The organism is Candidatus Methylomirabilota bacterium, from assembly GCA_035315345.1.
Classification (GTDB): Bacteria; Methylomirabilota; Methylomirabilia; order Rokubacteriales; family CSP1-6; genus CAMLFJ01.
Genome location: DATFYA010000183.1, coordinates 1 through 11,071 on the forward strand (window position 1 = coordinate 1; position 11,071 = coordinate 11,071).

An 11,071-nucleotide genomic window follows, 5' to 3' on the forward strand; every position below is an offset into this window, starting at 1 on the left:
TCAGCGGCCGTAGCGGATCCGCGGGTCGAGATAGCCGTACAGCAGATCCACCGCCAGGTTGATGGTCATGAACAGCACCGCGATGAACAGGATGGTGGACTGGGTGAGGGGGTAGTCGCGCTGGTAGATCGACCACAGCACGAGCCGGCCGATGCCGGGCAGGGTGAAGACCTCCTCGACCACGACGGTGCCGCCCAGCAGGATGCCGATCTGCAGCCCGGCCACCGTCACCACCGGGATCAGCGCGTTGCGGAGCGCGTGCTTCAGGATGACGACCCGCCCGGCCAGCCCCTTCGCCGACGCGGTGCGGATGTACTCGGAGCCGAGCACGTCGAGCATGCACGAGCGGGTGGTGCGGGCGATGTTGGCCGCGCTCGCGGTGCCGAGGCAGAGCGCGGGCAGCAGCATGATGACGAGATTGCGCCGCGGGTCGGTCCAGAAGTCCACCCACATCACCGGCGGCATCCAGCGCAGGTAGAGCGAGAAGAAGAGGATCAACATCGTGCCCTGCCAGAACACGGGCACCGAGAGCCCGAGGAGCGTGCCCACCCGGGTGACGTTGTCCGCCACGCGATCGCGCCGGATCGCCGACACGATGCCGGCGGCCACGCCCAGCACCAGCGCGAAGGCGGTGGAGAACAGGGTCAGCTCCAGCGTGACCGGCAGCCGCTCCAGGATCAGGGCGAGCACCGGCTTGCCGGTCCGCCACGAGGTGCCGAGGTCGCCGTGGGCGAGCTGGCCAATCCAGCGCCCGTACTGCACGTACCACGGCTGGTCGAGGCCGAAGAAGCGCGTGAGCTCGGCCACCATGGCCGGGCTGACGACGGCGTCGGCGCCGATCATCTGCTCGACCACGGTGCCCGGGATCAGGCGGAGCATGAGGAAGATCAGGACGGTCAGGCCGATCAGGGTGAGAGCCATGGAGTACAGCCGCACGACCAGATAGCGCGTCACGGTTGTGCGACCGGTCCGCGGTCGGCGCGCTGCGGTAAGGCATTTTTCTTGTTGGGGAGGAGCGGCGCCGCTCCTCCCCCGAGCCCCCCCACCGCCTTGTGCATGCGTTGCCGTCGAGTTTTTGCTTTAGGTTTTGTCGAGCCAGGCAGAGTCCAGGCCGTAGAGCAGGGTGGTGGGGTGCTGCTTGAAGCCTTTCACGTTCGCCTGGGTGAAGTCGATGGTGTCGGCGGAGAAGAGCCAGAGGTGCGGGACGTTCTCCAGGATCATGATCTGGACGCGGTCGTAGATCTCCTTGCGCTTCTTCTGGTCCATCGTGCGGCGGCCGTCTTCGAGGAGCGCGTCGAGCTCGGGGACGCTCCAGCTGTTCCAGTTCTGGCCCTTGGTCGAGTGCAGCGCGCGGAAGAAGGCGGTGTCGGGATCGGCGTAGCCCGGTGTGGTGTTCATGGTCATGTCGAAGTCGTGGGCCAGCCAGCGCTTGATCCAGATGGCGTACTCCACGTTCTCGATCTCCATGGTGATGCCGATGCGCTTGAGCTGGTTGGCGATGACCGGCGCGCCGGAGACCATGGTCGGAAACGTGGGGATGACCATGCACTTCACGGTGAAGCCGCCGCTCTGCCCGGCCTCCGCCATCAGCTTCTTGGCCTTCTCCACGTCCGGCTTGTAGTACTTCATCCACGCCTCTTCGGGCAGCTGCCACTGCCGCATCGGCGCGGTGGCCGGCGCGGTGAGCCGGCCGAAGCCGGCCGCGGCCACCCGCAGCACCTGGCTGCGGTCCACCGCCCAGCTGATGGCCTGGCGCACCCGCACGTCCTTGAGCGGGCCGCGGGTGGCCGTGATGTTCAGATAGTCGTAGCCGAGGCGCGAGGAGCGGTAGCCGGTGAGGCTCTTCTCGTCCTTGAGCAGGTTGTAGTTCTTGTTGTCCTCGATGAAGGCGTGCTGGATCTGGCCGGTGCGGAGCGCGGCCACGATGTTGGCCTCGTCGGGGATGGTGCGCACGATCAGCTCGTCCACGTAGGGCTGGCCCTTCTTGAAGTAGCCGGGGTGCTTCTTGAGCACGAGCTGCTGCTCCACCTTCCAGTCCGCCAGCATGAACGGCCCGGTCCCCAGCGCGGCCTTGTTGAGGTCGCCGTGCTTCTTGATGCCGGCCTCGCTGATGATGAAGCCCCAGAACCCGCCGAGGGCGGCGAGCAGGCCCGCGAACGGCTCCTTGGTGGTGAACTTCACCGCGTACTTGCCGGCCGGCTCGACCCGGTCGACCGCGATGAAGTCGGACTTGCCCGGGCTCTTCTCGAAGAGGCGATCGAAGGTGAACTTCACGTCTGCCGAGGTCATCTCCTGCCCGTCGTGGAACTTCACGCCCTCACGCAGCCTGAACGTCCAGGCGAGCCCGTCCTTGCTCGTCTCCCACGACTCGGCCAGCTCCGGCCGCGGGGTCATGGTCTCGTCGAAGCGCACCAGCTGGCTGTACATCAGCGGCGAGCGGCGGCTGCGCGAGAGCGCGGGCACCAGCTGGGGGTCGAGCCCGGTGGCCTCGGTGGCCTGCGCCGAGATGAGGGTGCCGCCCGGCTTCGGGGTCTGCGCCGCCGCGGGGCGGCCCACCGCGAGGGCTCCGAGGGTGAGGCCGCCCGCCTTGAGGATCTGGCGACGGGAGAGCCGGAGCGCGTCCGAGGTGTGATCGATCGTCATGGGTTCCTCCTGTGAGCGGGACTACTGGGCACTGGGATCGAGGACATCACGCAGCCCGTCGCCCAGCAGGTTGAAGGCGAGGACGGTGATCATGATCGCGATGCCGGGGAAGACCGAGATCCACGGCGCGGTTTCCAGATAGGTCCGTCCCTCGTTCAGCATGTTGCCCCAGGACGGGGTGGGGGGCTGGGCGGAGAGGCCGAGGTAGCTCAGCGAGGCCTCGATGAGGATCGCCTGCGACAGCGCCACCGTGCCCTGGACCACGAACGGCGAGACCACGTTGGGCAGCACGTGCTTGAGCGCGACCACCCAGCGGGTGGCCCCGAGGGCCCGGATGGCCTCCACGTACTCCTTCTCGCGCTCGGCGAGCACCGGCCCGCGCATGACCCGCGCGAAGAGCGGCACGTACACGATGGCGATGGCGATCACCGCGCTGTTGACGCCGGGACCGCGCATGGCCGCGATGCCGACGGAGAGGAGGAGCCCGGGGATGCTGAAGAAGACGTCGAGGACGCGATTGATCAGGTTGTCCCACGTCCCGCCGAGATACCCCGCGGTGAGCCCGAGCACGCCGCCCATCGCCATCGCCACGCTGATCGAGGTGAGCGCGACGTACAGCGAGATGCGGGCCCCGTGGATCACGCGGCTCAGCACGTCGCGGCCGAAGCGGTCGGTGCCGAAGAGGGCCTTGGCGCCGGGTGGGGCCTCGACCAGGTCGAAGTTCTGCTCGTCGGGATCCTGCGGCGCGATGGAACCGGCGAAGATCGCCACCGCGACGATGAGCGTCACGCACAGCGCGCCCGCGACGACCACGACGCTGTGGGTGACCCGCCGGACCTGGCGACTCCACCGAAGTCGGTGCGGCGCGACGACCGTCGTGCCCAGCACCCCTTCGGACCTGACTTCCACGGGGGAACACTAGGATGGACGCCCGGACGTGTCAAGCGTCGGGCGGTCCATCCCGCGAGCGAAACCGCGAGCGACTACGCGCGGCGGGACGGCGAGGGCGTGAGGCGCTCCAGGATCGTCTTGATCAGCACGGCGGCCGCCGCGGAGCCCGCGGAGGCGAGCAGCCGCTGGCCCACCGTCGGCTCGCTGGCGACGCGCTCGGGACGGTCGATCATGCGACCGACCGCCTCGCGCAGCCGGCCGCCCCGCGCGATGAGGCTGTTGTAGCGGCGCGCGCGCCAGCGCGCGTACAGGAACGAGCCGGCGATCACCGCGCCGGTGGCGAGGAGGCCGGTCGCCACGCCCACGGTGTGGCGACGGAGCTGCAGTCTCACGTCGGTCAGGTCATGGCGCCGCCGGTTCAGCTCGCCCACCAGCGTGCTCAGCTCCCCGCGATGTCCGCGGATCTCTCGCTCGATCGCGCGCGGATCGCGGGCCGGCGCCTCGATCTGGGTCACGCCACCTGTGCCTTGAGCCATTCCCAGTCCTCCTTGAGCGACTTCCGCGTGAGGGTGAGGGCTGCGCGCGGACGGCTGCTCCAGCCCACGACGGCGGTGACGATGCCCGCCGCGAGCACCACCGCGGCCACGACCAGGGCAGCGAGCCAGCCCGCCATGATCTGGGCCAGGGCGAGCACCGCCGCCACCAGCAGCAAGGTCGCCCCCATGAGCACCACCACGCCGCCGACCGCGAGCGCGATCGCCGCGTTGCGTCCCGCGCGCACGTCGCTGGCCAGCTCGGTGCGCGCCAGCTCCACTTCCTTCTGGGCCAGCTCCACCAGTTGCCCGCCGATCTCACCGACCAGGGCTCGGGTGCTGGGCTCGCCGTTTCGCGCATCCGCCCGGGCGCGTGCTTCGTATCGCTGCATGGTCTCCTCCTTGTGCACCAGGCCCGCCAGCAGCTGGGGCTGGGCGTCCAGCGCCCGGCCGAACTGCAGGGCCTTGCGGTACACGATCTGCCAGTCCTCGTATTCGGCGGGAAGCTCCTCGATGCTGCGCGCCAGCTCCCGCAGCCGCACGGTGCCGAGCCCGATCCGCTCCGGTCCTCCCGCGGCCTCCACGGTCTGCCACAGCACCGCGATCTGCCGCTCGATTGCCTGGGCCCGCGCATCGGAAGTCTGCCATACCGAAAGATCGCTCACCGCCTCGATGATCAAGCCCTGCGCCGGCGCCAGCGTCTCGGGGCGGCCCCGGATGAGCAGGCCGCTCGGATAGAGCGCGAGCACCAGATCCCGGCCCTCGAAGTAAGCCAGGTCGGCCGGGATGCGGCTCGCGAAGGCGTCGTGGTCCATCGCGCTCAGCACGCGCAGCGGCGCGGTGAGCCACCAGGGGGGCCGGCGGCGGCGAACCGGCCGACCGTGCTCCTCCATCACCACGGGAATCCGCCGCGTGACCTGACGGTAGGTTGTCGTGTCGGTCAGCAGCGGGACCTGGACGTCCTGCCGGCCGCGGATCACCGAGACCAGCCGGAGCACCGGCACCGTGAACAGCGTGATGAGCAGGGCGGCCGAGAGGCCGATGGTGATCGGGAAGCCCCGGAGGAGACGGGCCGGCCAGCTCCGGCGCGGCTGATCCGGCGGCTGGCGCGCCGCCATCGCGGTGCCCACCGAGAGGGGCACCACGACGGCGAGGGCGATCCAGACCACGCGGACGGTCCACGAGGGCACCCACGACGGCACCGGGACGAAGGCCAGGAGGAACGTGGCGACCTTCGGGAAGGCGATGCCCAGCAGGAGCAGGGGCCACGCTCCGGCGGCGGCGAGCAGCCCCGCGAGGAAGATCTTCTCGGTACCGCTGGCATACCCGAAAATCGCGACGACCGCCCAGTCGAACAGCGCGCTCAGGATCTTCCCGAACGAGCGCCCGATGAAGGCTATCAGCGCCTGGACGATCGCCATGCTCGTGCAAACAAAGCAAGGGGCATGCCCGGGCTCTACCGCGCGCTTCCGCTCGGGGTTTCGACGCCGCGCCGCTCGATTTACTGCGTCACAGTTACCGGCGAGGGAAACATTGAGGCTCGATAATCGTTAGAGCTTATGATCGAAGCGATGTTCCGCCGCGTCGTCCCGGACCTCCTGATCGCGCTCACCTGCCTGGCGGTGCTGGTCCCTACCGCCGCCCGCGCCGAGGCCCCCGACACCGTCTTCCTGGAGGAGCTGACCTGGACCGAGGTGCGCGACGCGATCCGGGCCGGCAAGACCACCATCATCATCCCGGCCGGCGGCACCGAGCAGAACGGGCCCCACATGGCCCTGGGCAAGCACAACGCGCGGGTGAAGGTCCTCTCGGAGCGGATCGCGCGAGGCCTGGGCGATGCCCTGGTGGCTCCCGTGATCGCCTACGTGCCGGAGGGCGCGATCGCCCCGCCGACCGGCCACATGCGCTATCCGGGCACGATCACCGCGCCGGACGACGCCTTCCAGAAGGTGCTCGAGTCGGCCGCGCGCAGCTTCCGCGCCCACGGCTTCCGCCACATCGTGCTGCTGGGCGACCACGGCTCGACCCAGGCCGGCCAGCGGGCGGTGGCGGCGCGGCTGAACCGGGAGTGGGGCGGGAGCGGGCCGCGCGTGCACGCGATCGGCGAGTACTACCGCGCGGCCGAGACCGAGGTGCCGCAGCTCTTCCGTACGCGCGGCTACCGCGACGCCGAGCTGGGCCGCCACGCCGGGCTCGCCGACACCGCGCTCATGCTGGCCACCGACGCGCGTCTGGTGCGCACGGATCGGCTGCACCCCGCGCGCGAGGGCGACGGCGTCGATGGCGACCCGACCCGCGCCACCGCCGAGCTGGGCCGGGCCGGTGCCGACCTGATCGTGAGCCGCACCATCGACGCCATCCGCAAATCCATCACGGTGCGTTGAGGAGATGACTCGCATGCTCGCTCGATCGATTCTCGTTGCGGTGCTCGCGGGCGGCCTCTGGGCGTCCGCGGCCGCGGCCCAGATGCCTCCGGTGGTGGACCCGAACAACCTCTACAGCGAGATCCGCTCCGACAAGCTGAGCCCGGCGGTCGCCGGCGCGCTGCCCCGCGTCTACGTCCCGAATCGCCAGGGCAACGACGTGAGCGTGATCGATCCCGCCACCATGAAAGTGGTGGACCGCTTCCCGGTCGGGGTCAACCCGCAGCACGTGGTGCCGTCGTGGGACCTGAAGACGCTGTGGGTCACCAACAACGCGGAGGGCCGCACCGACGGCAGCCTCACGCCGATCGATCCGACCACCGGCAAGCCGGGCAAGACGATCGCGGTGGACGACCCCTACAACATGTACTGGAGCCCCGACGGGAAGTCGGCGATCGTGGTGGCCGAGGCGCTGAAGCGGCTCGACTTCCGCGATCCCCACACGATGGCGATGCAGTTCTCGATCGCGGTGCCCCAGTGCAAGGGGATCAACCACGCCGACTTCACCACCGACGGGCGCGTGGCCATCTTCACCTGCGAGTTCCAGGGCAGCCTGGCCAAGATCGACCTGGTCGGCCGCAAGGTCCTCGGCTACCTCAAGCTCTCGCGCGGCGGCATGCCCCAGGACATCCGCGTGTCCCCCGACGGCAAGATCTTCTTCGTGGCCGACATGAAGGCGGGCGGGGTCTTCGTGGTGGACGGCGCGGCCTTCACCGAGATCGGCTTCATCAAGACCGGCATCGGCACCCACGGGCTCTATCCGAGCCGCGACGGCACGCGCCTCTACGTCGCCAATCGCGGCTCGGCCCACGTGTTCGGGCCTCCGCGCGGCAAGGGCAGCGTCAGCGTGATCGACTTCAACACCCGCCAGGTCGTCGCCACCTGGACGATCCCGGGCGGCGGCAGCCCGGACATGGGCAACGTGAGCGTGGACGGCAAGGTGCTGTGGCTCTCCGGCCGCTTCGACAACGTGGTCTACGCCATCGACACCGCGAGCGGCGAGGTCCGCAGCATCCCGGTGGGCAAGGAGCCCCACGGCCTCGCGGTGTGGCCGCAGCCCGGCCGCTACTCGCTCGGCCACACCGGCAACATGCGCTGAGCCGCGCGAGGCGGCCGCGCCCGCGCCCCGGTCAGCGGCGGCGCGTCGACGTGCCGATCGCGAAGAGTCCCCAGCTGACCAGCACGGCCAGCGGGGCCGCGCCGAAGGGGATGCGGTAGGAGCCGGTGACGTCGTAGAGGAAGCCGGCCAGTGCCGGAGCCACCGCCGCCCCCAGGCGCCAGCCGAGCGTGAGGATCCCCATGATCGCCGCGATGGCCCGCAGGCCGAACACCTCCGGGATGATCTTCGCGACCATGGTGTCGGAGGCCGCGAACCCCGCGCCGAACGCCACCAGCGAGCCGAGCAGGGCCTCGCGCGAGGGAATCCAGAGCAGCGTGACCAGCGCCACCATCTCCAGCACGTATGCCGCGCCGATGGTGAGACGGGTCCCGAGCCGATCGGACACCACGCCCGCGGTGAGGCGGCCGACGACCGATCCGACCCCGTAAGCGGTCAGGGCCAGCGAGGCGCCGGCCAGGCTCACGCCCTGATCGCGCGCGAAGGGCACCGCGTGCACCGAGATCATGAGCGCGAGGCCGCCCAGCAGCAGCCATGAGAAGTTCAGCGCCCACTGTCGCGGATCGCGCAGCGATTGCCTCAGGGTCGCGCCCGCGTGCGTCGCGGCGACCGCGCCCGCCCGCGCCGGGATCGGCCGGTGGAGCGCCGTCCGTTCCTCGGGCCGGGGCAGGCGCACGCCCAGCGCGGCGCACGCGGTGAGCAGCCCGCAGCCCGCGCCGAGCGCCCCGTAGGCCGCGCGCCATCCCAGATGCGTGATGAGCCACGCGGCGAGCGGCCCGCCCGTGATGTAGCCCAGGTTGAAGCCCACCAACACCAGCGCCAGCCCGAGCCCGCGCCGCTCGTCGAACCAGTGGGTGACGGTGGCGGTGGTCAGCAGGTAGAAACTCGACATGCCGACGCCGCCCATCACGCCGATCAGGAGGAATAATTGCCAGAGCGCGCTCACCGAGGACACGAGCGCGAAGGCGGCCCCGGCCAGCGCCACCGTGATGGTGAGCAGCCCGCGCGGCCCGTGCCGATCCGCGAGCGTGCCGACCCAGAAGCCGGCGAGCCCGCCGACCAGCAGGTTCACCGACAGCGCCGCCGAGATGGCGCCGCGGCTCCAGCCGAACTCGTCGCCGAGGACGGGCAGGAACACGCCGTAGGCGGCCAGCGGCGTGGAGACGCCGTAGTTGACCACGAAGAGCGCGGCGACGATCAGCCATCGACGCGTCCCGGGACGGGCGGCGCCGCGCCGTCGGGGCTGAGACGAGCGCGCGCGGTCCGTCACCGGCGTGGTGGCCACGAGGCGCGCGGCTCGCGAGCGATCAGGCCGCCGGCTTCCGCCGGAGGAGGTACTTGTGCTCGCCTTCCATCACGAGCTCGCGCGCCTGATTGTGGACGGTCGCGCGCAGCACCACGACCCCGGTGGTGCGCCCCGGCTCGAGCCGGGTGATCACCAGCTCCGGGTACACCGTGTCGCCCACGTACACCGGCTCGAGGAAGCGCGAGGACTGCTCGAGGAACGCGATCAGCGAGTCGCCGATCACGTGCGGGAACCAGCCCGCGCCTGCCGCGGCCTGGGCGGTGACCAGCAGCCCGTGGGCCAGGAGATCGCGATGGCCGTGGCGGTGGCAGTACTCCCGGTCGTAGTGGATCGGATGGTTGTCGGCGGAGGCGAGCTGGAAGGCCGCGAAGAGGGCCTCGGTCATGGTGCGGGAGGGGATGAAGAAGCGCTCGCCCACCCGCAGGTCGTCGAACCAGCGCGGCTCCGCGAAGCGGTGCGTCTCCGGACTGAAGGCCGGGTCGGGCATCGGCGCGACTCCGGCGCCCGGCTACCGCGCCGGCGCGGGCGCGGGGGCCGCGGCGGGCGTCGGCACGCGGCCGGGCAGCATCGACACGAAGAGCGTGGTCAGCGACGAGATCCCCGCCATCAGCAGGAGCAAGGTGGTGAAGCCGGCCGCCTTCACGGTCGGGCCCAGCAGGTAGACCGCGAGCGCGCTCACCCCGAAGGAGACGGCCAGGCGCATGCCGGCGACCCGCGAGCGCATCCGATCGTCCACGTACTGCACGATCATCGCGTCGATGAACGGAATCGCGCCGAAGACGAACACCATGAAGGCCAGCATCAGCGCGTAGAGCGCCCAGCCCTCGGCGCGGGCGGCGAGCAGGAAGAGCGGCACCTGCGCGGCCACGATCGGCAGGTAGACGAACTTCAGCGGGTAGCGGTCGATCAGCTTGCCCACCACGATCTGCGCGAACGAGGCGATGGTGTAGACCACCGCCAGCAGGATGCCGAGCCGCGCCGGGTCATCCACGAGGCCGCGCAGGCGCTCGGCCAGGAGCTGGTTGTTCCCGTTGGTGGTGAAGTTGAAGATCATGCTCCCGGAGACCGCGGCCAGCGTCATCACGAAGAAGATCCGCACCATGACCGGCGCGGGCAGATCCACCGACCGCTTCGGCTTGCGCGCCGGCGCCATCTCCTCGCGCGGCACCACCAGCGCGAAGATCACCCCGCAGGCGATGGCGAGGAGCGACGGCACCGCGAAGGCCATGCGCCAGCCCGCCTGCTGCACCAGGAAGCCGGTGAGGATCGCGGCGACCGCGATACCCAGGTTGCCGGCCAGGCCGTTCAGCCCGATGGTGAAGCCGGGACGCGTCGAGTTCTGCACGATCATCGGGATGCCCACCGGATGGTAGATGGACGCGAACGCGCCCATGACGGTCAGCGCGACCGCGAGGTGCCACGGCTGCTGGACCGCCGACACCAGGAGCCCGGCGGCACCCAACCCGAGGAAGAAGATCACCATCATGACGCGCCGGCCCCACAGGTCGCCCAGACGGCCCGCGGGCAGCGAGCCCAGGCCGAACAGCACGAAGGCGCCCACCGTGTAGGGCATCAGATCCTGCCAGACCATGCCCCACTGCGTGGCGATGGACGCGACCGCGGTGGCGAAGATCAGCAGGAAGAGGTGGTCCATGGCGTGGCCGATGTTCAACAGCAGCGCGGTGGGGCTCGTGTTCGACATGGGCGATCGGGTCTCCGCTACGGTGCGGGTTGGTGGCGCGTGCCGTAGAGCATACCGTACCCCACGAGCGGGTGGCCGCTCAATTTGCCGCTCCCACGGCCTCGTGCGGGCTATCGGCGGACCGCGCGGTCGGCGCGGTCGATCAGCTCGTTCGATGGCCGGCGCGGGTCGAGCGCCTTCTGCGCGGTCTCACGGCCGGCCACCGGCAGCACCGCCGGATCGAGCAGCCCCAGCTGCACCAGCACCGAGGCCTGGTCCCAGTAGATGTGCTCGTGGGCCAGCTTGCCGTCCCGGAAGTGCACGACCACGACCAGGGGAATCTCGACGCGCCGGCCGGTGGGCGCCACGCCGGGCAGCATCCAGTCCATGCGGATCGTGTGGGTGAACCGGAATACCATCTCGTCCACGACCCGCTCGTCGCCGATCGTGCGCGAGATCGGGGTCATCTCCGTATCC

The 11,071-nt window shown here is 70.3% G+C and carries 11 protein-coding genes; 2 read left to right on the forward strand and 9 right to left on the reverse strand.

Translation table 11 applies throughout. The features are described 5' to 3' along the window. The 5 genes from VKN16_23185 to VKN16_23205 all read right to left on the reverse strand — a co-directional run bounded on the left by VKN16_23185 (position 1) and on the right by VKN16_23205 (position 5,488). The gene (locus VKN16_23185; protein HME97117.1) at positions 1 to 954 is read right to left on the reverse strand and encodes an ABC transporter permease; all 954 of its coding nucleotides are present in this window, start codon (positions 952 to 954) and stop codon (positions 1 to 3) included. Positions 955 to 1,080: 126 nt separating this feature from the next. Further along, a complete protein-coding gene (locus VKN16_23190) occupies positions 1,081 to 2,643 on the reverse strand; it encodes an ABC transporter substrate-binding protein (GenBank protein HME97118.1) in 1,563 nt (520 codons plus the stop codon). A gap of 21 nt (positions 2,644 to 2,664) precedes the next feature. Continuing rightward, on the reverse strand, positions 2,665 to 3,552 hold the full coding sequence (locus tag VKN16_23195) for an ABC transporter permease (protein ID HME97119.1): 888 nt from the start codon (positions 3,550 to 3,552) through the stop codon (positions 2,665 to 2,667). Between the two features lie 74 nt (positions 3,553 to 3,626). Then, positions 3,627 to 4,070, reverse strand: coding sequence for a hypothetical protein (locus tag VKN16_23200; GenBank protein ID HME97120.1), 444 nt, complete (start codon positions 4,068 to 4,070; stop codon positions 3,627 to 3,629). After that, positions 4,046 to 5,488: a phage holin family protein gene (locus VKN16_23205; protein ID HME97121.1), complete on the reverse strand. Its 1,443-nt coding sequence runs from the start codon at positions 5,486 to 5,488 to the stop codon at positions 4,046 to 4,048. Before VKN16_23205 ends, VKN16_23200 begins: the two co-directional genes overlap by 25 nt. A 150-nt stretch (positions 5,489 to 5,638) precedes the next feature. Between VKN16_23205 and VKN16_23210 the strand changes: the two genes are divergently transcribed. Together VKN16_23210 and VKN16_23215 are read left to right on the forward strand one after the other, a co-directional pair. After that, a complete protein-coding gene (locus VKN16_23210) occupies positions 5,639 to 6,451 on the forward strand; it encodes a creatininase family protein (protein ID HME97122.1) in 813 nt (270 codons plus the stop codon). 4 nt (positions 6,452 to 6,455) lie between these two features. Continuing rightward, complete coding sequence (locus VKN16_23215) at positions 6,456 to 7,589, forward strand: YncE family protein (GenBank protein ID HME97123.1); 1,134 nt, start codon at positions 6,456 to 6,458, stop codon at positions 7,587 to 7,589. Positions 7,590 to 7,620: 31 nt separating this feature from the next. Here VKN16_23215 and VKN16_23220 read toward each other — a convergent pair whose 3' ends face one another. The 4 genes from VKN16_23220 to VKN16_23235 form a co-directional block, all read right to left on the reverse strand. Then, positions 7,621 to 8,892, reverse strand: coding sequence for an MFS transporter (locus tag VKN16_23220; protein ID HME97124.1), 1,272 nt, complete (start codon positions 8,890 to 8,892; stop codon positions 7,621 to 7,623). Positions 8,893 to 8,914: 22 nt separating this feature from the next. Then, complete coding sequence (locus VKN16_23225; protein HME97125.1) at positions 8,915 to 9,400, reverse strand: MaoC family dehydratase; 486 nt, start codon at positions 9,398 to 9,400, stop codon at positions 8,915 to 8,917. 21 nt (positions 9,401 to 9,421) lie between these two features. After that, positions 9,422 to 10,615: an MFS transporter gene (locus VKN16_23230; GenBank protein HME97126.1), complete on the reverse strand. Its 1,194-nt coding sequence runs from the start codon at positions 10,613 to 10,615 to the stop codon at positions 9,422 to 9,424. Between the two features lie 110 nt (positions 10,616 to 10,725). Then, a partial coding sequence (locus tag VKN16_23235) for an ester cyclase (GenBank protein ID HME97127.1) occupies positions 10,726 to 11,071 on the reverse strand: 346 nt, incomplete at its 5' end.